Here is a 22099-nt window from a genome sequence, read left to right on the forward strand (position 1 = left end):
TTCGTTGTCCGGTACAAGCGGCTGCAGCCTCGCCGAGACGGGAATCCCCAGCCTCACGAGTTCAGCCATCGCATTGAGTCGCTCGGAGATCGCCGGAAAGCAACACTTCTCCGCAGCTAGTGGTGATCGAGGTCTTTCGGGACCCGTCGTGTGAAGTAGAAGACCTCTGCATTCACAAATGAGAAGGGAACGGTTTTGTTCTCCAGCATGTACTACGCCCTTGATCAGCTCCGGTTAAAGCTGAAGGGAAACAGAAGTTTACCTGTTGGGAATGGTGCCCGGGGGCGGAATCGAACCACCGACACGAGGATTTTCAATCCACTGCTCTACCCCTGAGCTACCCGGGCACGGGAATGGCGTTTGCCATTGGGTGGAGGCCTTCTATGACTTGCCACAGGCGGTGTCCAGAGGCTTTTTGACATTTTTTCAATGCGGGAGGGACGTGGGGCTTTCGGTTGGTTCCGAGGTCGTCTCGGCGTGTTCTTCACGTTGCGATGGCACCGCATAAGAACCGTTTAGCCATTTTGCCAGATCGATATCCGCGCAGCGTTTGGAGCAGAATGGTCGAAAGGCCTGCTGGGTATCTTCTCCGCAGATCGGGCAGCTCATTTCAGGATCTCCGTCAATGGGATACGACCACGTTTGCGCTGTAGTTCGAAATGGCCAAGCGGGGTCCAACCGGCCAGGATCGTCTCGTCAGGATCGGACTTGAATGCCGACCGCAAGGCTGATTCGAAACCCCTCCGGTCTTTCTTGGGCATCGGTGCAAGGTCCAGAGTGATCTGCCCCCCCAACCCGCGCACGCGCAGGGCGCGCGGCAGGGCTTTGGCGCAGGCGAAGTTAGCTTTGGTTCCCGCTGCGAGAGATGTGTCGGCGCCGGTGTTCACATCCACCGCAACCAGCGCGCGGGTCGGTTGGATATAGAGGTGTCCTCCACCGGGAAGCGTTTCGGAAACCCCCTTTGCTGTATCGAGCGCATCAACGACACCGTGGTCCTCAAATCCGCCGGATGTGGTCACGACCTCGGCCGGGTCCGTCCAATCACGCCAGGCCAGGATATGCGGACCATCGCCCTCGCTCAGCAATTCTGGTTCACTGCCCGTATCAGCCAATACCTGCTCGGCAAGTGCCAACATGGCAGAGATATCTTCAGCGATTTCATCTGCATCCGCCGTCTGACAGCACGAGCGCAGGATCAGGCCGTGCGTGCTGTCTCCCATTTGCTCATGCGCGATTTCGAGAAGTTGGTCGCGCATATCTTCATCACGGATACGGCGCGAGATGTTCAGGCCGGGCGCGTCAGGTGTCACGATCGCAAAGCGGCTTTTGAACAAAATACGGTTCGAGACGGGTATGGCTTTGCCGGGCTCGGCATATCCGGTCACCTGCACCAGTAGCAAAGCGCCGGGTGCCAACCCTTTGACTTGCCTCAGAAAAGCCGGGCCGTCGGGTGTGGTGAGAAACATGCCGCCCTGACCTTTGACCGGGCGATCGGCGCGGGCGCGGTAGATCGTACCTGGCGCAGGGGCATCTGTGGCGATCAGGAAATCGTCGAGAACACCATCCACCATCAGAGCTGCAGCTTCGCGTCCCTGAATATGATCCAGAATGATGGTACGACCCTTCATGAAACCTCGCGATATAAGGGATAGCCGATGCCTTGCAGCAGTGCAGCAGTTTCGGACAGGGGTAGGCCGACAATACCGGTGAACGAGCCTGAAATCCACGGGATGAACGCACCGGCAGGACCTTGTATTGCATAGGCTCCGGCCTTGCCCTGCCAGTCATCCGTCGCAAGATAGGCATTGATTTCGCTGTCGGACAGACGTTTCACTTTTACCTGAGAAACCACATCACGCTGGAGGATTTTAGCCCCGCTCCGCACAGCGACCGAAGTGATCACCCGATGGCGTCGGCCGGACAGGGCGTGCAGAAACTCTGCAGCTTGTCCCGCGTCTTCGGGTTTGCCAAGAATGCGGCGACCCAGTGCGACCGTAGTGTCAGCACATAAGGTGATATCATCGCTATCAGCTTGAACAGCTTGAACTTTTTGCCGGGTAATGCGGCTGCAATAGGGGGCTGGCAGTTCGCCATTCAGCGGCGTTTCATCGATATCCGGCGGACGGATCGCATCGGGCCGAACGCCAAGCTGCGCCAGCAGGTCCAGCCGCCGCGGGCTGCCCGATCCGAGGATAAACGCCATGTACGAAGCGTTACTTGAAGCGATAGTTGATCCGACCCTTGGTCAGATCATATGGGGTCATTTCGACCTGAACTTTGTCGCCGGCCAGAACACGGATGCGGTTCTTGCGCATCTTGCCTGCCGTATGTGCGATGATCTCATGGCCGTTTTCCAGCTCGACCCGAAACGTCGCATTAGGCAGGAGTTCCTTCACGACACCGGGAAATTCGAGCGTATCTTCCTTGGCCATGTTGTCTCCATCATTAGGTTGCACCTGCAGAATCTGCAGATCGTGCGCTTAAATGAGCCTATTTCGGCCTTATTTCAAGGGCGAAGTCACCTAAAGGGGTGATATTGTGACTGAATCGACCCGAGCGTCTTGCTCGGTCCAGTGCGTGCGGTTCAACACCCACCCGTCTGCGCGGACGTTTGCAATTGTGGACAGGTCGGCCTCGGCATAGGTCCAGCCGGCGGTATTCAGCGTGCCCTCGGCAAGCACTCCCGTCGGTGGGAACCCGATATCGGGCGGGCCAAACACGCCACCCATGCCGGTATTCATGTCGACTGCTTCGGACCATTCATTGCCGCCAACTAACGATGACATTACCGTAACGCATTGATTTTCAAGGGCACGAGACATGGCGCCGATCCGCACACGCCAATACCCGGACAGGGCTTCGGTGCAGGATGGTACGAGGATCAAGTCGGCCTCGCTCAGGGCCCGACCCAAGAGAGGGAACTCACTGTCATAGCAGATCAGAACGCCGATTTTACCCAATGCGGTATCAAACAGTTTCAACGAACCGCCCGGGGCGATGTCCCAGGCCTCGCGTTCAAACCGTGTCATGATCTGCTTGTCCTGATGATCGAGACGACCGTCAGGAGCGTAGAACACTGCGCGGTTCACCGGGCGCCCTGGTCCGTCGATGACCGGGGCGGAAGCCCCCAGAATGTATGTGTTATACATCTTTGCAAGGCGCGAATGCACAACTTGTACATCTTCCATCCGGTCGGAAACCGCCCGGATTGAGCGTTCGAGATCGCCGGCCACCTTAGGGCCGTCGAGCGTCGACAACTCCATTGCGCCGTATTCGGGAAAGACCAGAAGGTCGGCACCTTGTCCTGCGGCCTCGGAAACCCATGCCTCAAGCTTGTCTTCATATTGAGCCCAACTATCGAGCCAATCGAGGTCGTAGGCGGCGGTGGCGATTTTCATTCCCAAGTCCTGTATCTGGTCGCTGCGCGACACTAGAACAGCAGATCGTCCAGGGCTACTGCAATCGCGGCGCGGGTGGTTCTGAAACCTATGTTGCGACTTACTGTTTCGAGGCAGGGGGGTGTTTGTTGGCAGGTTTTCTCGGCCGCCGGTGCAGAGATTGCATCGAATGGCTGATCAGAGGTCGATTTGACCTATCGAAGAACCTGAACGAAACAGGCAAGGAACTCCACCTCGGGCATCAGTTTTTCAAGTTCTTCAAGCGTGCGAAGGGGCAGTTTTACATCAAGAACATTGGCCCCGGGGATATCGGCTCACGGAAACAAGGCGCTGTCATTTGTAACGGCATCGAGCACCAAGGATGCGGTCTGAAGGGCAAATCCGGAGATCAGGTATGTCGTCGATCCGGTCGGTCAGGCTGGTTTGTGCAATCCCGAAAAAGCGGTGAAATGCCCTGTCCAGACTTTCGTGAATCTCGAACCCTTCATCGAAAGCGAGGAAGGCAAATCCTAGTGAAATCTACAGCCAGATGATGTGCTTCCGTCGCAGGAAAACCTGAAAATTAGCCAAGGCGACTTAATGGACGCGATCAGGCTGTCGCAAAACGGTCACTAACACGCGCTCTGATCGTCGATAAACTGCGGCTCAATCGAGGCTTCAGGTTCATTTTGGGTGTGGATGTCGGGCTTGATTACCGGATCGGATCACTCGGGATTTTCCGCACGGAACAGGGCCCATGCGTCCTGCGAGGTGCCGTCCGGCTTGGTGCATATGCCTACCTGACCCGAACCAGTGTCTTTGATCTTGTAGCTGCCGCCGATCTCAAGGCAGTAGGCTGCTGCTGGGTTCACCACCTGATGCGTTTTTTCATGTGCCTTGCGGTACAGCTCCCATGCATCGGCGGACGTACCGTCGCTCAGTGCGCAGCGAGACGTGGTCAGGTCATATTCGCCTCCAATTGAGCCACAGTACACGGCGGCGGGATTTGCAAGGCCGACCGGCTTGCTGCCATCCGCGCCCGCATGGTGTTCACGAAAATAGGTCCAGGCATCGATCCGGGTGCCGTCGGGCAATTGGCAGATACCGCTCTGACCGTCCGGACCGTTATGGATACCGTAGAGCCCGCCTTGCGCGATGCAATATGTTGCCGCGGGATTGGCCAGACCGGTGTTGGCAGAGCTTGCGGCGGGCAGGGCCATTGAAAAGGCCATCGTCAGGGTCGCAATCGTGCCTGCGGAATTCAATAGACGCTTTGTCATGGTCACCTCGCAACATTGTGGACAGGGCAGGTTCTGAGGATTTTCGCCGTTTTGCAGATCGATCCGGTCCTGCGCGGATACTTGGATCAGAGTTGTTCCACCTTGATCGAGTCTGCGGGATAAAAGGCCAAGTGATCCTTGATTTCGGCCACCGCGTCGATCGGGTTTTCATAACTCCAAGCGGCGTTTTCGGTGACTGAGGATTTGTTTACGATCGAGAAATGCGTGGCGTCTCCCTTGCCTGCGCATTGGGTGACTTTGTTGGTCCGATCCAGAAAGGCCATCGCAATGTCCGCACGCGGGAAGTAGATAACCGGGTCTTTGTCGCCTTCCAGAAGTTCCAGCGCGTTGTTGGTTTCACCCAAAATCGCGCCGCCTGAACGGACGCTCCATTTGCCCGGTGCTTTGCGGATCGTGATGGTGTCTGTCATTCCTGTTCCTTCCCTCGTCGTGTCAGGGCTTCTCCTCTGCCCAAACTATGTAACAATCCGGTGTCAGACCGGTGCGGTTGCGGCATCCAACCACAGTTGAGCGGCGTCGCCCAGCCTTGGCCGGACTTTTTCCGCGACGTCGCGGTGATAGGCGTTCAGCCAAGCACGTTCCTCTCGTGTCAGCATATCGACTACAATCAAACGCCTGTCGATTGGGACATAAGTCAGCGTACGCCAGTTCAGCATGGCGCGTTCATCGTCACCGCTGGGCAGGTTTGGGGCCTCTTCCACTACGACAAGGTTCTCAAGCCGGATGCCAAAAGCACCCTCGCGGTAATATCCCGGCTCGTTCGACAGGATCATACCCGGCTCAAGCGGGACATGGCTGACCCGAGACAGGCGCTGAGGGCCCTCATGCACGCTGAGATAGGTACCGACCCCATGACCAACCCCATGGTTGAAATCCTGCCCGGCCAGCCACAGCGGCAGCCGCGCTACGCATTCGATATCGCGTCCTGCCAAGCCAACAGGCCAGCGTAGCATCGACATGGCGATCATGCCTTTGAGGACGCGTGTAAAGCAGGCCTTCTCCTCATCCCCAACATCGCCGATTGCAATTGTGCGGGTGATATCGGTGGTGCCGTCCAGATATTGCCCACCGCTGTCCAGCACCAGCAGGTGACCGTTTTCCAGCCTGCTGTCGGTTTCCTCGGTCACGCGATAATGCATGATGGCCCCGTTCGGCCCGGTGCCCGCGATGGTGTCGAATGAGATATCCTGCAGCGCGTTGTCCCGGCGGCGGCTTTCTTCCAGCCGCGTTACTACCTGTGTCTCGGTCAGGGTGCCGGGCTTCTGCGCGTCTAGCCAACACAGCAGTTCGATCACCGCTGCGGCATCTCGCAGATGTGCCTCGGCCGTGCCTGCGATTTCGGCCGGGTTCTTGCGGGCTTTGGGCAGGGCGCAGGGATCGCCGCCATCGACCATACGGTCCCCCAACGCATCTGCTATGATCTGCGGAACCGTTCCCGGATCGACCTGTACCTTGCCTTCAAGTGCCTCAACCGCTGTCAGGAACGCGTCGGGTTGGTGTTGGGTGACCTGCGGGCCCAGATGATCCCCGATCCCGGTCAGTTTGGCAGCGGCCATGAACAGATCCACCCGCCCATCACCGTGCAGGATGGCAAAGCCATGGGCCACAGGGTTGTATGCGATGTCCGCGCCGCGAATGTTCAACAGCCACATGATCGAATCCGGCAAGGTGATCACCGCTGCCGCGCGATCTGCGCTCTGCAGTTCACTCGCGAGGCGCTTGATTTTGCTCTCGGCGCTTTCACCTGCAAATTCAATCGGATGTGCCCTGACAGGATTCATCGGAGGGTCGGGTTGATCCGCCCAAATTCGGTCTACAAGGTTATCACAGCGCACCAGTTCGACGCCGCTGCCTTCAAGCTCTTTCTGTGCAGACGAAATCTGTCCTGCAGCGTGGAGCCACGGATCAAACCCGACTTTGCCGCCATTTCGCAATTGCTCTTTCAACCACGCGCTCAGGCTGACATCTGGCCATGGGACCGGCGTGTAATCCTGTGCGACCTGGGCCTTTACCTGAGTGCGATAGCGCCCGTCGATGAAAACCCCGGCAATGTCCGTGAGCGCCGCGCAAAACCCCGCAGAACCGGTGAATCCGGTAAGCCAGGCCAGCCTTTCATCCCGAGGGGCCACATATTCACCCTGATGTGCATCCGCACGCGGGATCAGGAAGCCCTGCAGGCCTTCGCGCGCCAGCTCGTCCCGCAAAGCGGCCAGTCGTGGTGGGCCTTGCTCGGGGCGTGCGGTCACTTCGAAACTCTGGAACATGGGCGGCCTCATTCGTCGGTCTTGCTGCGCGCAAACCTGCGGCCTGCGGTAGGAAATGTCCAGCGCCCCGGCGCACACTATTCTTCTGTCTCAAGAAAGCGTTGAATGGCGTGGATATACGGGTTGTAGGCCTCATTTCCAGGCAATGGTATCTGGTTGCCGGTCTCAAGGATCACAAGCGAGGCATTGGGGATTCCAGCCGCCAGTTTGCGCGCCTCGGACAGGGGGTGAACGGCTGTGTGCCGCCCGTGCAGAACCAGAGTGGGGCATTGCACCATCGGAAGAAGTTGCAACACCGAGGTGCTATTGGCGATGTCACGGTAGTGAAGTCTTTCCTCGCTTGAATAAAGTGTCTGCAATTCATTGACCATGTGCCGAACGCTATCCAGCGGACCTTCTGGAAAATAGCTGAATTCAGCGCCCATAGCATAGCCGCTGCCCGGCGTGTTCCAGCCTTCCGCGATCAGTGACCGGATCGAGTCGGGTTGTTTGGTATCTTCCCGGTAATCTCGCCCTTCTGCCCATCCGCCGGAGATAATCAGCTTGTCAATCCGCTCGGGGTGCCTTGCGGCGAAGTGTAGGGCAGGGAAGGTGCCGCCCATTTCACCGAGAATGGAAAAGCGGTCAAACCCCGCTGCATTCACGACGGTCAGGATTTCTTCTATTCTGCGGTCATACACCGCCTGATGATCGATGTTTGAGCCGACGTCATTGTCCTTGTTGTAGCGTAACAGGCGGAAACGGTTTGCCATGTCCTGTAACCGGGTACGCTCGGACGGGATGCGCCATTCCGCCTCCAGATCGTGCACGACCGAACCGATGCGCAGCACCGGCAACCCATCACCGGAAAGCGTGTATGGAACAGCGCGGCCCTTCGCACCGCGCGCGTAACGCAGCCGTTGCGTATGGTTTTCTACGCCTGAACTGGTGTCGGCTTCGCAGGTAACATCCGCCGCCATTTGCAACCCGCGCCGTACGACTGTCCGAATGATCCGTTGCGCTTTGCCATCATCGCCGACTGCTTTACGCGCTGCTGCAATTCGTGCGCTGATGGTAGAATCCGAGACAAAGCGGCCACTCCATACCCGCGCGATGATCTCGTCCCGGGGCACCAGCTTACCTGGGTGCTGGGCCAAGAGGACCAACAGATCGAATACCTGAGGTTCGATTGCGACGGGCTCACCCCGGCGGGTCAGGACGTGTCGATCCACATCCAGAATACAGTCTGCAAACTCATAGCGCATGGGGCAAATACACTCCGTTTCTCGCGGAACGACAAGGTTCAACAACAATCTCAAGGGTTTCTAGGGCGTATCTCAGGACCAGCTACAAGCAGGCCGGACAGGGTTGGGACACTATCCAAGCAGATAAACAGGAGAACGAATGATGTTCCTGCCCTTCGACATAGCGCTTATGCGCTATCCGTTACGCCACCATAAGCAAAGTCGCCTTCAGCGGTGCAAAAACTGGCTTGGATGGCACTAAGTCTGCACTGTCGAAGCAGGGCCGTCAACTGGCCCGCTTCATCCCCATCACGCGCGCGCGGGCGCGCGGGTCGCTGTCGAACAGTGCGGCCAACTGCTCGGTCATAGCACCTGCAAGCTGCTCGACATCGGTGATCGTCACGGCGCGGTCATAATAGCGCGTCACGTCATGGCCGATCCCGATGGCCAGCAATTCCACCATCTTGCGTTTTTCCACCATCGCAATCACGTCGCGCAGGTGTTTTTCCAGATAGTTCGCCGGGTTCACGCTGAGCGTTGAATCATCGACCGGAGCGCCATCCGAGATCACCATCAGGATCTTGCGGGCCTCACGCCGCGCGAGCATCCGGCGATGCGCCCATTCCAGCGCCTCACCGTCGATGTTTTCCTTCAGCAGGCCCTCTTTCATCATCAGCCCCAGATTGGGTCGCGCGCGACGCCATGGGGCATCGGCGCCCTTGTAGATGATGTGGCGCAGATCGTTCAGACGCCCCGGTTGCTGCGGGCGGCCATCGTTCAGCCACGCCTCGCGCGCCTGACCGCCTTTCCAGGCCCGGGTGGTAAAGCCCAGGATCTCGACCTTGACGTTGCAACGTTCCAGCGTCCGCGCCAGGACATCTGCACAGATCGCGGCAATCGAGATCGGACGGCCCCGCATCGAGCCGGAATTGTCCAGAAGCAGCGTCACCACCGTATCGCGGAATTCGGTATCTTTTTCGACCTTGAAGCTTAGTGGCGTGGTCGGGTTGGCCACGACGCGCGCCAGACGTCCGGCATCCAGAATGCCTTCCTCGCGGTCGAACTCCCAAGACCGGTTCTGCTGCGCCTGCAGGCGGCGTTGCAACTTGTTAGCCAGACGGCTGACCGCGCCCTTCAAGGGCTCCAACTGCTGGTCCAGATAGGCGCGAAGGCGTTCCAGCTCGGCCGGTTCGGCCAGATCTTCAGCTGCGATCTCTTCGTCGTGGGTGTTCAGATAGACCTTGTAATCCGGGTCCGCCTCGGACGCAGGTGGCGGGGCTGGCGGTTCTAGCGGAGCCTCGCCCTCGGGCATTTCAGCCTCATCACCCATCTCATCCTCGGCCATCTCGTCCATCGAGACCTGAGCCTGAGACTGGTCCTGCTGTTCTTCCTGAGTTTGTTCAGGGGTTGCATCGGCGTCCTGTTCGTCCTGATCATCCTGCCCGGTGCTGTCGGGATCGGGCTGCTCTTCGGCGTCATCTTCGGCCTGATCTTCCTGTTCGTCGTCCAGTTCATCCGGGTCATCACCCAGCTGATCGCCGTAACCCAGGTCTTTGATCATCTGTCGGGCGAATTTGGCAAATTCGGCCTGGTCCGAGAGGATTTCGTCAAGATTTTCCAGCGTCCCGCCGGCCTGTTCCTCGATAAATCCGCGCCACAGGTTCATGACATTCTCGGCGGCAGGCGGCATGTCGCGGCCCGTGGCCAGATGCCGGATCAGATAGCCCGCCGCCACAGCCAATGGCGCATCCGCAGGCTGTTTGCACTGATCATAGCCGCGCCGGATCGCCTCATGCCCGATCTTGACGTCGATATTCGACGCGGTGCCGGGCATGTCCCGCGCACCCATCGCCTCGCACCGGGCGGTCTCCATCGCCTCATAAAGATCCCGCGCCATATCACCTGGAGGGGCATATCGCGCATGGGTCGCGTCATCATGATATTTGCGTTGTAAAGCTAGCGCGTCTGCCGTTCCGCGCGCCAACAGAACCTCTTCGCGCGTCATCCGGCGTGAGACCTGCGGCAAACGCATCGACTCGCCCGACAGGCCCGATGGATCAACAGTGTAGCTCACCGACAATTCGGGGTCGTCGGCCATAACTTTAGTAGCCTCGGCCAGAGCCTTCTTGAACGGATCAGCAGGATTGTCGTTCTTCTGCACCATGTTCAATCGCCCTTTGTGTTGCAGTGACCCGCCGCATCAATGCGAAACCGGATCCCCCTTCATCTGGCCAAAAATACCTCCGCCGGAGGCATTGCGCCCCGGAGGGCGCAATTCATATTGCTTAGCCCAAGCTCGCGCTCGCCGCGCTTTCCGGCAGTTCCTCATCAAAGCAGCGCTGATAGAACTCAGCAACCGTCTGGCGCTCTAGCTCGTCACATTTGTTCAGGAACGACAGGCGGAAGGCATAGCCGATGTTGCGGAAGATTTCTGCGTTTTGGGCCCAGTTGATCACGGTCCGGGGGCTCATGACGGTGGACAGATCACCGTTCATGAAGGCGGTCCGGGTCAGGTCAGCGACGGTGACCATCTGGCTGACGGTCTTGCGCCCCTCGGCGGTGTTGTAATGCGGCGCTTTCGACAGCACGATCATCGTTTCCGCATCGTGGCTGAGGTAGTTCAGCGTCGAAACCAGCGACCAGCGGTCCATCTGCGCCTGGTTGATCTGCTGTGTACCGTGATAGAGGCCGGTGGTGTCGCCCAGACCGACGGTGTTGGCGGTCGCAAACAGGCGGAAGTTCGGGTTCGGTGTGATGATCTCGTTCTGGTCCAGCAAGGTCAGCTTGCCGTCATGCTCCAGCACGCGTTGGATCACGAACATCACATCCGCACGGCCCGCGTCGTATTCGTCGAAGACGATGGCAACGGGGTTGCGCAGCGCCCAGGGCAGGATGCCTTCGTGGAATTCAGTGACCTGCTTGCCGTCGCGCAGTTTGATCGCGTCCTTACCAATCAGGTCGATCCGGCTGATATGGCTGTCGAGGTTCACGCGCACGGCAGGCCAGTTCAGACGGGCGGCAACCTGTTCGATATGGGTCGATTTCCCGGTGCCGTGATAGCCCTGAATCATCACCCGGCGGTTATGGGTAAAGCCCGCAAGAATCGCCAGCGTGGTCTCGGGATCGAACTTGTAGGTCGGATCGATCACCGGCACGCGGTCGCTGCGTTCGGCAAAGCCTTTGACTGCCATATCGCTGTCAATGCCAAACACCTCGCGAACCGAAATGTCCTCGGTGGGTTTTGCGTTGATGTCGATCGATCCGTCAGCCATGCGCCTTGTCCTTATCCTTTGGCCCGTTCACCGGGTTTGAACCCGTGTGTGGTGCAACATATTGCGGGCAAGGGCAAGGGAAAGAGGTGACCGGATCACGTTAGCCAGATGTTTCTTTGAAACTGGCCTTATGTTGGCGCGGGTTCTAGTGAAAATCCCGGCTTGGGAACAGACGCTTGGCCTGTTCGCGCGGATGGCGGGCGCTTGGGCCGTTCTGCCGAGGGCGCGGGGTGTCATCCGCTTGCGGTTGGGTGATGCCGATGGCCTCATCCAGCGGATGCCCAAGCTCGGACAGTTTATGCGACATATCGGTGATCTCCTGCGCGATCAGATGCACGACGATCCCCTCGCGCTGCAGATACCCGCGAACCTGCAGCAACCGCCCGCCCATCACGATGCGGCGAAACCGTTCATAGACCTTGGGCCAGACAACCACATTGCTGACCCCGGTTTCATCCTCGAGCGTCAGAAAGATCACGCCCGAGGCAGTTCCCGGCCGCTGGCGCGTAATCACCAACCCGCAGACGCTGTAGCGGCCCAGCGGGATGTCCTGCAGCGTGGCATGCGGCACAAGGCCGGGCAGGGACGGGCGCAACAGCTCCATCGGGTGCGAGCGTAGGGTCAGACGGGTCGAGACGTAGTCTTCGACAACCTCCTCGCCCAGATGCATCACCGGCAGGTTGACCTGCGGCTCGTTGATGCTCTCGCCATCGATGGGGTCATTGAACAGCGGCAGGGCGGTTCGGCTGCGGATGGCTTTGACATGCCACAGGGCGTCGCGCCGGGTCAGGTCCATGCCGGAGAACGCATCCGCCTCGGCCAGACGGGTCAGCACATCGGGGCGCAGCCCTGCCCGCAGCCACAGCGTTTCGGGGTCCGGATACCCATTGCCGCGCGCAGCCACGATCCAATCCGCATCCTCCTGCTTGAACCCTTTGATCTGGCGAAAGCCCAGCCGCAGGGCCAGCGCCCCGTCAGCACGGCGTTCCAGCAGGTTATCCCAGGTCGAGGTGTTAACGCAGATCGGACGAATCTCGACCCCATGCTCGCGCGCGTCCCGCACGATCTGGGCCGGGGCATAAAACCCCATGGGCTGTGAATTCAGCAGCGCGCAGGAGAAGATCGCCGGGTGATGACATTTCATCCAGGCCGAGACATAGGCCAGCATCGCAAAGGCCGCCGCATGGCTTTCGGGAAAGCCGTAATCGGCAAAGCCTTCGATCTGGCCAAAGCAGCGGTCGGCGACCTCGGGCGTATAGCCATTGTTCAGCATCCCTGCGATGAACTTGTCACGATATGTGCCAATGGTCCCCATGCGCCGGAACGAGGCCAAGGAGCGGCGCAGGTGGTCGGCCTCTTCCGCCGAAAACCCTGCACCAACCACGGCGATTTGCAGGGCCTGTTCCTGAAACAGCGGTACGCCCAGCGTGCGCCGCGTCACCTCTTCCAAAGCGGGGCCGAAAGGTTCGGATTTCTCCAGCCCGTTGCGCCGCCGGATATAGGGTTGCACCATATCGCCCTGAATGGGGCCGGGGCGGACGATGGCAACCTCGATCACCAGATCGTAGAATTCGCGCGGTCGCATCCGGGGCAGGAAATTCATCTGTGCCCGGCTTTCGACCTGAAACACGCCCACCGCATCAGCGGCGCAGAGCATGTCATAGGTCGCCGTGTCCTCTTGCGGGACGGTCGCGATGCTGAGGGTTTCGCTGTTGTGCTGTTGCATCAGGTCAAACGCCTTGCGGATGCAACTGAGCATCCCCAGCCCCAATATATCCACCTTCAGAATGCCAAGCGCGTCGATATCGTCCTTATCCCACTCGATCACGGTGCGGTCTTCCATCGCGGCGTTTTCGATCGGGCATAGCTCATCCAGCCGCCCTTTGGTGATGACAAACCCGCCCACATGTTGCGACAGGTGGCGGGGGAAACCGATGATCTCGCCAATCAGGCGGACGGTCTGCATCAGGCGCCGGTCCTTGAGGTCGAGGCCCAGTTCCTGCAGCCGCTCGGCATCAACGCCGCCATTGCTCATCCCCCATATCTGGCCGGACAGACCTGCGGTGACGTCCTGAGACAGACCCATTACCTTGCCCACCTCGCGGATTGCCGCGCGGGATCGGAAATGGATGACCGTGGCACAGAGACCCGCGCGGTGGCGGCCATATTGCTCGTAAATCCACTGGATCACCTCTTCGCGCCGCTCGTGTTCGAAATCCACATCGATATCCGGCGGCTCGCCTCGGTATTTCGAGACAAAACGCTCGAACACCATGGCGATCATGTCGGGGCTGACATCGGTGATGCCCAGCAGATAACACAGGATCGAATTGGCGGCTGATCCGCGCCCCTGACACAGAATGCCCTGCGAGCGGGCGAATTGCACAATGTCATGCACGGTCAGGAAATAGGCCGGGAAATCAAGATCCGCGACCAGCGCCAGCTCTTTCTGCATCAATTGCAGCGCACGCTCGGGCGGGCCACCCGGATAGCGCCGTTTCAACCCCTCGCGCGCCAGACGTTCTAGCCGCGCCAGCGGGGTCTCAGAACTGGCGATCTCGTCTGGGTATTCGTAAGACAGCTCGCTCAGGTCAAAGCTGCAGCGGTCGGCGATTTCCAGCGTGCGGCGTAGCGCGCCGGGGTGGTCCTGAAACAGCCGGGCCATATCCGCATAGCTTTTTAGCCGCCGTTCCGCATTGGGCAGGGCGCGGGTGCCGATCTGGTCAATCGTGATGTGTTCGCGCATGCAGGTCAGCACATCGGCCAGTTGGCGGCGGTTGCCACGGTGCATCAGCACATCGCCTACCGCCACCATGGGGGCCGAGGCCCGCAGTGCCGCCTGCGCACAGGCCGCCAGATAGGCCCGATCACTGCCGTCATAACGCGGCACCGCCCCCAGAAACACCGCATTGGGGAATTGCCGCCGGACGGTCTGAATATCGGGGATGGCCTGTTTCAACCCGGCCTGAGGCAGCGCGATCAGGATCATCCCCTGACAGGCCGCCAGCATGTCCTGCAGATCCAGATGGCAGTCGCCTTTCTCGGCCCGTCGTTTGCCCAGCGTCAGCAGGCGGGTCAGTCGCTGATAGGCGGCGCGGTCGCGGGGCAGGGCCAGCCAGTGCACCGCGCTGTCGCGCAGAACCAGACGGCAGCCGACGATCAGCTTGGGCAGGGCGGGCACATCCGGTTTGTCGATCGGCTGCACATGCCCGACCTCTTGCCGGGACGAGGAATCGAGGCGGTGTTGCGAGCGGATTTGAACCGCGCCTTCCGCCTCGCGCCGCAGCTCTTTCAATGCGCTCCAGCCCCGGACCACCCCGGCCAGTGAGTTCCGGTCGGTGATCGCGATGGCCTTCAGGCCCAGCTCTGCCGCGCGGGTTACCAGCTCTTCTGGGTGTGAGGCTCCGGTCAGGAAGGTGAAGTTGGTGGTCACGCCCAGCTCGGCATAGCCGGGGTCCTGCGCGTGCGAGCTGGGCGGGGTCGGTTTACTCATGCGAATTCCCCATGCACGAACCAGCCCGGATTTTGCGGCGTGTAATACAACCACAACCGTCGTCCCTGTCGGGTTTCAACCTGCCAGTAATCGCGCAGGCCCGTGCGCCAGTTCTCATCTTCCAGCCACCATTCGGGGCAGATGCGTTCGGGGCCGGTTGAGCGGCCTGTGCTCAGCGACATGCGCCGCCAGCGAAAGCGGCGCGGCGGGTGTGGGCCTGATCCGGCGATGGGTTCCGGCGGAAACAGCTGCAGGGGGCGGGGGCGCAGGGCGACCCACCCGCCTGCGGGGTCGGAATAGGCGGCGGGCGAGATGATGAAGCTGCGTTCGGGGATATGGCTTTGCGCAGGCAGCAGGCGATGGACCTGTTCTAGCCCGATCCGGGTGCCGATGCGGGTGATCAGGTCATCCAGTTGATCCTTGCCCCGGCTTGCGGCGCGGCTGATCTGGCGCACGGGCAGGGGTTCCACCAGCGTGGCCTCCAGCCGCAGTTGATCGACGCCAAAGCCTGCATCCACCTCGGCCAGTCCACGCTCGAACAGGGGCAGGATGCGATATGGATCACGCAAGGGGCGGGCCAGCCGCAGTTCGACCTGCTGATGATCCTGATCCACCCGGCGCAAGGTCATGCACAGCTTGCGCGCGCCCATTTCCTGCGCTTTCAGCTTGTCGCAGAGCCGTTCCAGCAGCCGTTCCGCCCCGGCCATCATGTCGGACAGCAGGCCAATGGGCTCGGGCAGGGTCATGCGCACGCCGTAATGGGGCGGATCGGCCAACGGGGTGATCTGTTCAGGTTGATCCCCCAAAGCCTGATCCAGCCGCATCAGTACCTCGGGGCCAAAGCGGCGTGTCAGCGGCGCGCGCGGGGTTTGCGCCAGCTCACCAATCCGGCGCAGGCCTAGCCGTTGCAGCGCGACCGAGGTATCCTCATCCAGCCGCAGCGCTGCCACCGGCAGGGCGCGGATGGCCTTCAGCGTATCTTGGGTTGCGACCCCCTCGCCATAATGTGCCAAGGCCCAGGCCGCGCCGCGTGTCGGGGCCAGACCGATCTGCACCGCCAGCCCGGCCCGGGCCAGACGCCTGCGCATATCGGTCAGCATCATCTCTTCCCCGCCCGCAAGATGCGCCGATCCTGTGATGTCCAGAACCAGCCCATCCTCACCTTCCAGCCCGACCCAGGGGCAATAGCGCGTGGCCCAGCGGCGCAGGGCGTGCAGAAACCGCTGATCTCCTTGCGGGTCGGCGGGATGGCTTTGCAGATCGGGACAAAAGGCGCGGGCATCAGAATAGGGCATGCCGCTGTGCAGGCCCTGCCGCTGGGCCTGTACATTCAGGCAATACACCCGGTTTGCATTGTTCTGTTTCAGCGTCAGAACAAACGGCCCATCGACCGGGCGCACACGCAAAGCCCGGTCACTTGCCAGCCGGGGAAACCAGAGTGAAACGATGCGGCGCTGCATCCCGCCGAACATATAAAACCCCCAAATGTTCTATATTTGTTCTTATATGTTCTTGACCCTCAAAGAGTCGAGTCCTTGAGGGCCAGATTGTCAGGGATTCAGAGCCCAGGCGCTTACTTCAACGCCCGCGCCAAAAAGGCTTGTGTGGTCTGGTGTGTCGGGTGGTCAAACACCGCTTCGGGCGGGCCTTCTTCAATGATCCGACCGCTGTCTAGGAAGCAGATCTTGTCGGCGGCCTCGCGGGCAAAGCCCATTTCATGCGTGGCCATCATCATCGTCATGCCCTGTTTCTTAAGCATCAGCAGAACATCCAGCACCTCGCCCACAAGTTGAGGGTCGAGGGCCGAGGTGATTTCATCAAACAGCATGACCTCGGGCTGCATGGCCAAGGCGCGTACGATGGCGACGCGCTGCTGCTGCCCGCCCGACAATTGGTCGGGATAGTTGTGCATCCGGTCGGCCAGTCCGAACCGGGCAAACAGCGCTTCGACCTCGGGCTGCAATTCGGCGCGCGTCAGTCCGCGCACCCGGCGGGGGGCGAGCATGACATTTTCCAGCGCGGTCATATGCGGAAACAGGTTGAAGCTTTGGAACACGATTCCGATCCGGGCACGCACCGATTGCGGGTTCAGACCGGGGATCGAGATATCCTCGCCATCCAGAAAGATCGCGCCGTCTTCGATGGGTTCCAGCAGGTTGATACAACGCAGCAGAGTCGACTTGCCCGACCCGGATGCGCCGATCAAGCAAACCATTTGGCCCTCATCAACAGTGAGATTAATCCCGTCACAGACCGTGCGGTCGCCAAAGCGTTTCACCACGCCCTGAAGTTCCAGTTTTGGCATCAGCGCCTCTCTCGCATTTGGCGGGCCATCAGGTGATCGGCGTAGCGTGTGGCGGGGATGGTGACGATCAGGAAGATGATCGCCGCGCCCACATAGGGGGTGAAATTCGCCAGCAGCGATTTGAATACCCCCGCCTGACGGAAGATCTCGACCGGGCCGATAAAGCTGAGCAGAGAGACATCCTTTTGCAGCGCAATCAGCATGTTCATCTGTGAGGGCACCACGTTGCGGATCGCCTGCGGCAACACCACGTCGCGCATCACTTGCCGTTCCGACAGACCCAGCGACAATGCGGCGGCGCGCTGGCTGTGGTGGACGCTGTCGATGCCTGAGCGGAAGATTTCAGCCACATAGGCCGAGTAAGTCAGGATCAGCGCCAGCGAGCCCCATATGTAAGGCGAATTCCACGGGCGCGGCAGGCCGAGCCCCGGAATGCCGAAGCCGATCAGATAGACCGTCAGGATCACTGGCACGCCGCGGAAAATGTCGGTGAACGCCGCGCCAAAGATGCGCAGCGGAAACAGGGCAGGTGATTTGGCATCCCGCGCCAAGGCAATCAACAGGCCAAGCACGGCGATCGCCGGTGCGGACCACAAAAAGATCATCACGTTGATCCGAAACGCCTCAAGCAGTTTCGGGAAGGTTTTGACAAGCGTCTCGCCGTTAAAAAAGCTCTGCTGAACCTTCGACCAGCCCGGAGCCAGCGGCACCAGAAAGTAAATCGCGGCCACAACTGTGACCGTGCTTATCGTGGCGATCACCAACGACCTGCGTCGTTGGTGCGCCTCGTACCGTTCGCGGCGGGTCATCCCCGCCGCCTTATGATCTGCCATGTTACTTGATCAGAGGGACACCAGTGGTGTCCTGCAGCCATACGGCTTCGATTTCGGCCAGTTTGCCGTTAGCTGCGAGTGCCGCCAGCGCCTCGTCCACGCAGGCTTTCAGCGGGTTGCCTTCTTCCATCAACATGCCGAAATGATCCGGATTATCATTTTCATCCGCCGGGAACTGACCGATGACCTTTGAGCCTTCGATCATCACTGCGCTCAGGAACAGGGCGGTGGGCAGGTCGAACAGGGCCGCATCGATCTGGTTGGCCGACATGGCGGCGTTAACGTCAGCATTGTCACCATAAAGCAGCGGATCACTGTCAGGTTGGATGATGCTGGCCAGTTTTGGCACCGCCGTGGTCGAGCCAACGGCCCCCCATTGCAAACCTTTCAGCGCTTCAAGCGTCGGGGCAGTGTCGGTCGAATTGGGGCTGACCAGAACTGCCATCGGGGCGGTGTAGTAAGGGGTAGAGAAATCGACCACCTGATCCCGTTCGGGCGTGATCGAGTATTGCTGCATGTTGACGTCAAATTCCTTGGCGCCGGGTTGGATCGCCTCATCGAACGAGGATCGGACCCAGACCACATCATCGGCCGCGAACCCCATTTCTTCAGCCACGGCATAAGCAACGGCTGCCTCGAACCCTTCGCCGCTTTCTGGCGCGTCGTCGATCACCCACGGATAGTAGGCCGGGTTGCCCGTTGCGATGGTGAATTTGCCGTCTGTCAGCGTTTTGCCAGCCGCACATTGGTCTTGTGCATAGGCTGCTGTTGACAAAAACAGAATTGAAGTTGCCGCGATCGAGACTGTCCTGGACATCCGATACAAACCTCCTGTTGGATTGAGTTGCGGCCAAAGTAATTCTGCCTAACCCGACTGTCCAGCGGATGCTTGATCGTCGACCTGCGGGACGGGTTGGCGCTCATGTGTCAGGTGACCTTGTGCCGGGCTCTTCGCCTGCCAGGAATCCCAGGGACGGCACAGGGAGGAAACCTGTTGCATAAGTGACCGCACGCTCGGCCAACGGCCGGAATGTGGCGCAGGAACTGGCAATATTCTGCCGGGGAGCAGCTGGGCTCTTTTCTTTTTCTTAAAGATATTATTAAAACTGCTTCACCACTCAAACCGGCAAAGAACCTTCTTGCAGTACAACGCACGCAATACCGATACGATCTGGTCGCGCCTGCCCGGCGTCGCGCGAATTGTCGTTGTTTTGGGACTTTTCAGTCTGATCTCGGCCTGTGCTAAGAATCCGAATGAGGTGGACTTGGATCCCGAACGTCAGGCCATGGCGTTGCAAGAGGTCTCAAGAAAACATGCGCTGGGACAAAGGGTGTGGTGCGTGCCCTACGCACGCAACCTCAGCGGCATCGAAATTCGTGGCAATGCCAAGGATTGGTGGGGCAAGGCCCGCAATGGATTTGACCGGGGTAATGAACCGGAGGTCGGTGCGGTGATGTCGTTTCGGGCCACCAGAGGGATGCCCCTGGGACATGTGGCTGTCGTGTCCGATATTGTCACCGAGCGGGAAGTCATTGTGAACCACGCAAACTGGCTCCGGAATAAGGTGTCGTTGCAGATGGGCGTGAGGGACGTGTCCAAAAACAATGATTGGACGCTTGTCCGGGTTGAAAGCCGGCCGGGCAGTTACGGCAGTTCGTACCCGGTGAACGGGTTTATCTATCCGAATTTTGGTGAGTAATCTGAGCTCTCCGCGCCCCGGCCGGTAGCTGGTACGGTGAAGCCGAGCGCCCGACGTGCCGCTGTCATCCGGGTGCGTGTGTTCGGGGGCGGGTATGTTTACTTTGACACATGATCAATGACTGCAGGGCAGCGCAAAGCAGCCACTTGAAAACCAGTTGGCTTCCTCATCTAACGATATCCGTCTGGGTCGTTAGGGGTGTGTAGCAATGTGCCTTCAAACGCGTCGAGATCATCAGTCATTTGCAGCCAAGGCAATTTGCTTTGCTTGTTGACGTGAAAAGTCGGTTTGAAATCTTCCGGGTTTTCGAGCGACGCTGCGTAAAGGTGCATACCACCCGGATAATGATCGGCTTCAAATCCAATAGGTGATCCGCACGTCCCGCAAAAGTGCCTGAAAACGCCTTTGGAACTTTCATAAGTGCCGGGTTTATCGCCGGTCCATTCAAAGTTCTCTATCGGCACGCCTAACCAGGCAACCACCGGCGCGGCACAATTCCGACGGCAATCATCGCAGTGGCAATAGCATGCCCATGTTTGACCGCCCTGGTAGGCCCAGCTCGTTCTTTTACACAGACAATACCCGTGCGTCGCCATTCGATTTCCCTCCCAACCTCCTGAAATATAGGACGCAGGTAAGTTTTGAGATGGATATTTTGGGACGTTTCATCAGCAAAAAACGTCGGCGCTCAGGGCCAATTTGGACTCTTTCCCGCCATTTGAATGAAAATTGAGTATCTTTGGCATCAGCTCATACGCTTGGCTGATGTCCTCATGAAAAGAAACCCGCCGAAATTTGGCGGGTTTCATGTGGTTCAATGGTAGTTCGTTGCCTAGATCAGCCGAACACACGCCCCAGCGCGCCGTCTACGGCGTCGGTGATCTGATCGATGTCGTCCGCTGTCGCGATCAGCGCCGGTGAGAAGCACAGCGTGTTGTTGCGGCTGGGGATCGAGCGGTTGGTGGCACCGATGATGACGCCCTGCGCCATACAATCTGCGACAACGGCCTGAACGCGCTTTTCGTCCATCGGGTCCTTGGTGGCCCGATCGGTCACCAGCTCAGCGCCAAGGAACAGACCCTTGCCGCGCACGTCGCCGATGACTTTGTGCTTTTCCATCAGCGCCTGCAGGTTGCCCATCATGCGATCACCCATGTCGACGCAGTTCTGCAGCAGGTTTTCATCCTGAATGATGCGCATGTTTTCAACCGCTGCCGCCGGACCGGCAGTGCAGCCACCAAAGGTCGAGATATCACGGAAATAGTTCATCGGGTCTGCCGCGTCGTCTTTGAACATGTCAAAGACTTCCTCGGTGGTGACCATGCAGGCGATCGCGGCATAACCCGAGGCAACGCCCTTGGCCATGGTCACGAAGTCCGGCTTGATGCCGTACTGCTGGTAGCCGAACCACGTGCCGGTCCGACCTACGCCGCAGACAACCTCGTCAATGTGCAGCAGGATGTCGTATTTCTTGCAGATCTCTTGCACGCGGGGCCAATAGCCTTCAGGCGCTTCGATGACGCCACCGCCTGCGGTCACGGGCTCAAGGCACAGGGCACCAACAGTGTCGGGGCCTTCGCGCAGGATGACCTCTTCGATCTGATCTGCAGCCCATTCGCCAAAGTTCTCTTCCGGTGCGCCGTCCAGCTCGTGCTTGCGGTACTCCATGCAATGAGGCACGCGCACGAAATCGGGTGCAAAGGGACCGTACTGCGCGGTGCGCTCGTCCTGACCACCTGCCGACATGGTCGCCAGGGTGGAGCCGTGATAGTCGCGGTCACGGTACAGGATTTTGGTTTTCTTGCCGCCATATTTCTTGTGCGCGATCTGGCGGATCATCTTGAACGCCTTCTCGTTCGCCTCAGAACCTGAATTGGTGTAGTACACGCGGCTCATGCCCGGCATCTTGTCGATCAGCATTTCCGCGAAATTCGAACCGGGGATCGAGCCTGCGGTGTTGGCGAAGTAGCACAGCTTCATCAGCTGGTCATAAACCGCCTTACAGATAGATTCGCGGCCATAGCCCACGTTCACGGTCCAGACACCGCCTGATACGGCATCCAGGTGCTCTTTGCCCTTTTGGTCCCACACGCGCATGCCTTTGCCTTCGACAATGATACGGGGATCGTTGGTCTCAAACGGCTTGTGCTGGATCAGGTGATGCCAGAGGTGGGCGCGGTCGGCTTCGACGACGCGGGAAAGATCGTTTTCGTTGAACGTGCCGTCCATGACATGTCCTTTCAAAAGTGGGGCGCGCGGGGAATCAGTAGGTCCCGGCGGGCGCAAAGTGACGTGATACTGCAGATCAACGCGAATGGTGCGCGTGAAGTA

At 59.4% G+C, this 22099-nt stretch carries 19 protein-coding genes and 1 tRNA gene; 1 reads left to right on the forward strand and 19 read right to left on the reverse strand.

Annotated elements, in window-relative coordinates; translation table 11 throughout:
* Positions 1–272 precede the first annotated feature (272 nt).
* The 17 genes from ACR0DE_RS05150 to ACR0DE_RS05230 all read right to left on the reverse strand — a co-directional run bounded on the left by ACR0DE_RS05150 (position 273) and on the right by ACR0DE_RS05230 (position 18885).
* A tRNA-Phe gene (locus ACR0DE_RS05150) sits at positions 273–347 on the reverse strand.
* A 79-nt stretch (positions 348–426) separates the two neighbouring features.
* Positions 427–609 carry a DNA gyrase inhibitor YacG gene (locus ACR0DE_RS05155; protein WP_480752237.1) on the reverse strand — a complete coding sequence of 61 codons (183 nt, stop codon included), beginning with the start codon at positions 607–609 and terminating at the stop codon, positions 427–429.
* Positions 606–1628: a ribonuclease E/G gene (locus tag ACR0DE_RS05160; RefSeq protein ID WP_480752238.1), complete on the reverse strand. Its 1023-nt coding sequence runs from the start codon at positions 1626–1628 to the stop codon at positions 606–608. The genes ACR0DE_RS05155 and ACR0DE_RS05160 overlap by 4 nt, the downstream gene beginning before the upstream one ends.
* The gene (locus tag ACR0DE_RS05165) at positions 1625–2203 is read right to left on the reverse strand and encodes a Maf family protein (protein ID WP_170392701.1); all 579 of its coding nucleotides are present in this window, start codon (positions 2201–2203) and stop codon (positions 1625–1627) included. The genes ACR0DE_RS05160 and ACR0DE_RS05165 overlap by 4 nt, the downstream gene beginning before the upstream one ends.
* A 10-nt stretch (positions 2204–2213) precedes the next feature.
* The gene (gene infA, locus ACR0DE_RS05170) at positions 2214–2432 is read right to left on the reverse strand and encodes a translation initiation factor IF-1 (protein WP_005978431.1); all 219 of its coding nucleotides are present in this window, start codon (positions 2430–2432) and stop codon (positions 2214–2216) included.
* A gap of 90 nt (positions 2433–2522) precedes the next feature.
* Entirely contained in the window at positions 2523–3398 is an 876-nt protein-coding gene (locus ACR0DE_RS05175) for a carbon-nitrogen hydrolase family protein (RefSeq protein WP_170402459.1), read from the reverse strand.
* Positions 3399–4102: 704 nt separating this feature from the next.
* Positions 4103–4657, reverse strand: coding sequence for a DUF333 domain-containing protein (locus tag ACR0DE_RS05180; RefSeq protein ID WP_170392699.1), 555 nt, complete (start codon positions 4655–4657; stop codon positions 4103–4105).
* Positions 4658–4743: 86 nt separating this feature from the next.
* Positions 4744–5088 (reverse strand): DUF427 domain-containing protein, encoded by a 345-nt coding sequence (locus ACR0DE_RS05185; RefSeq protein WP_170392698.1) that lies wholly within the window; start codon positions 5086–5088, stop codon positions 4744–4746.
* Between the two features lie 63 nt (positions 5089–5151).
* Entirely contained in the window at positions 5152–6942 is a 1791-nt protein-coding gene (locus tag ACR0DE_RS05190) for an aminopeptidase P family protein (RefSeq protein ID WP_480752239.1), read from the reverse strand.
* Positions 6943–7019: 77 nt separating this feature from the next.
* The gene (locus tag ACR0DE_RS05195; protein ID WP_480752240.1) at positions 7020–8186 is read right to left on the reverse strand and encodes an alpha/beta hydrolase; all 1167 of its coding nucleotides are present in this window, start codon (positions 8184–8186) and stop codon (positions 7020–7022) included.
* Positions 8187–8451: 265 nt separating this feature from the next.
* Complete coding sequence (gene cobT, locus ACR0DE_RS05200; protein WP_170513326.1) at positions 8452–10329, reverse strand: cobaltochelatase subunit CobT; 1878 nt, start codon at positions 10327–10329, stop codon at positions 8452–8454.
* A 121-nt stretch (positions 10330–10450) separates the two neighbouring features.
* A complete protein-coding gene (cobS, locus tag ACR0DE_RS05205; protein WP_010437533.1) occupies positions 10451–11437 on the reverse strand; it encodes a cobaltochelatase subunit CobS in 987 nt (328 codons plus the stop codon).
* Positions 11438–11582: 145 nt separating this feature from the next.
* Entirely contained in the window at positions 11583–14930 is a 3348-nt protein-coding gene (locus ACR0DE_RS05210; protein ID WP_480752241.1) for an error-prone DNA polymerase, read from the reverse strand.
* A complete protein-coding gene (locus ACR0DE_RS05215) occupies positions 14927–16402 on the reverse strand; it encodes a Y-family DNA polymerase (RefSeq protein ID WP_480752242.1) in 1476 nt (491 codons plus the stop codon). The genes ACR0DE_RS05210 and ACR0DE_RS05215 overlap by 4 nt, the downstream gene beginning before the upstream one ends.
* A 101-nt stretch (positions 16403–16503) precedes the next feature.
* Positions 16504–17235 carry an amino acid ABC transporter ATP-binding protein gene (locus ACR0DE_RS05220; RefSeq protein WP_170662949.1) on the reverse strand — a complete coding sequence of 244 codons (732 nt, stop codon included), beginning with the start codon at positions 17233–17235 and terminating at the stop codon, positions 16504–16506.
* A complete protein-coding gene (locus ACR0DE_RS05225) occupies positions 17235–18068 on the reverse strand; it encodes an amino acid ABC transporter permease (RefSeq protein ID WP_010437538.1) in 834 nt (277 codons plus the stop codon). Before ACR0DE_RS05225 ends, ACR0DE_RS05220 begins: the two co-directional genes overlap by 1 nt.
* A gap of 1 nt (position 18069) precedes the next feature.
* Positions 18070–18885 (reverse strand): ABC transporter substrate-binding protein, encoded by an 816-nt coding sequence (locus ACR0DE_RS05230; protein ID WP_480752243.1) that lies wholly within the window; start codon positions 18883–18885, stop codon positions 18070–18072.
* Positions 18886–19207: 322 nt separating this feature from the next.
* Here ACR0DE_RS05230 and ACR0DE_RS05235 point away from each other — a divergent pair, with 322 nt between their 5' ends.
* On the forward strand, positions 19208–19768 hold the full coding sequence (locus ACR0DE_RS05235; RefSeq protein ID WP_480752244.1) for a CHAP domain-containing protein: 561 nt from the start codon (positions 19208–19210) through the stop codon (positions 19766–19768).
* 170 nt (positions 19769–19938) lie between these two features.
* On the opposite strand, the gene ACR0DE_RS05240 is transcribed toward ACR0DE_RS05235, so the two are convergent.
* Complete coding sequence (locus ACR0DE_RS05240; protein WP_480752245.1) at positions 19939–20364, reverse strand: GFA family protein; 426 nt, start codon at positions 20362–20364, stop codon at positions 19939–19941.
* A gap of 241 nt (positions 20365–20605) precedes the next feature.
* Positions 20606–21997: an aminotransferase class III-fold pyridoxal phosphate-dependent enzyme gene (locus tag ACR0DE_RS05245; RefSeq protein ID WP_170597484.1), complete on the reverse strand. Its 1392-nt coding sequence runs from the start codon at positions 21995–21997 to the stop codon at positions 20606–20608.
* Positions 21998–22099 lie beyond the last annotated feature (102 nt).

Source organism: Ruegeria sp. C10 (assembly GCF_056537805.1).

Excerpts from the sequence above, each read along its gene's own strand:
- ACR0DE_RS05155 (WP_480752237.1), bottom strand. The coding sequence starts at position 609 with ATGAGCTGCCCGATCTGCGGAGAAGATACCCAGCAGGCCTTTCGACCA.
- ACR0DE_RS05160 (WP_480752238.1), bottom strand. The coding sequence starts at position 1,628 with ATGAAGGGTCGTACCATCATTCTGGATCATATTCAGGGACGCGAAGCT.
- ACR0DE_RS05165 (WP_170392701.1), bottom strand. The coding sequence starts at position 2,203 with ATGGCGTTTATCCTCGGATCGGGCAGCCCGCGGCGGCTGGACCTGCTG.
- infA (WP_005978431.1), bottom strand. The coding sequence starts at position 2,432 with ATGGCCAAGGAAGATACGCTCGAATTTCCCGGTGTCGTGAAGGAACTC.
- ACR0DE_RS05175 (WP_170402459.1), bottom strand. The coding sequence starts at position 3,398 with ATGAAAATCGCCACCGCCGCCTACGACCTCGATTGGCTCGATAGTTGG.
- ACR0DE_RS05180 (WP_170392699.1), bottom strand. The coding sequence starts at position 4,657 with ATGACAAAGCGTCTATTGAATTCCGCAGGCACGATTGCGACCCTGACG.
- ACR0DE_RS05185 (WP_170392698.1), bottom strand. The coding sequence starts at position 5,088 with ATGACAGACACCATCACGATCCGCAAAGCACCGGGCAAATGGAGCGTC.
- ACR0DE_RS05190 (WP_480752239.1), bottom strand. The coding sequence starts at position 6,942 with ATGTTCCAGAGTTTCGAAGTGACCGCACGCCCCGAGCAAGGCCCACCA.
- ACR0DE_RS05195 (WP_480752240.1), bottom strand. The coding sequence starts at position 8,186 with ATGCGCTATGAGTTTGCAGACTGTATTCTGGATGTGGATCGACACGTC.
- cobT (WP_170513326.1), bottom strand. The coding sequence starts at position 10,329 with ATGGTGCAGAAGAACGACAATCCTGCTGATCCGTTCAAGAAGGCTCTG.
- cobS (WP_010437533.1), bottom strand. The coding sequence starts at position 11,437 with ATGGCTGACGGATCGATCGACATCAACGCAAAACCCACCGAGGACATT.
- ACR0DE_RS05210 (WP_480752241.1), bottom strand. The coding sequence starts at position 14,930 with ATGAGTAAACCGACCCCGCCCAGCTCGCACGCGCAGGACCCCGGCTAT.
- ACR0DE_RS05215 (WP_480752242.1), bottom strand. The coding sequence starts at position 16,402 with ATGTTCGGCGGGATGCAGCGCCGCATCGTTTCACTCTGGTTTCCCCGG.
- ACR0DE_RS05220 (WP_170662949.1), bottom strand. The coding sequence starts at position 17,235 with ATGCCAAAACTGGAACTTCAGGGCGTGGTGAAACGCTTTGGCGACCGC.
- ACR0DE_RS05225 (WP_010437538.1), bottom strand. The coding sequence starts at position 18,068 with ATGGCAGATCATAAGGCGGCGGGGATGACCCGCCGCGAACGGTACGAG.
- ACR0DE_RS05230 (WP_480752243.1), bottom strand. The coding sequence starts at position 18,885 with ATGTCCAGGACAGTCTCGATCGCGGCAACTTCAATTCTGTTTTTGTCA.
- ACR0DE_RS05240 (WP_480752245.1), bottom strand. The coding sequence starts at position 20,364 with ATGGCGACGCACGGGTATTGTCTGTGTAAAAGAACGAGCTGGGCCTAC.
- ACR0DE_RS05245 (WP_170597484.1), bottom strand. The coding sequence starts at position 21,997 with ATGGACGGCACGTTCAACGAAAACGATCTTTCCCGCGTCGTCGAAGCC.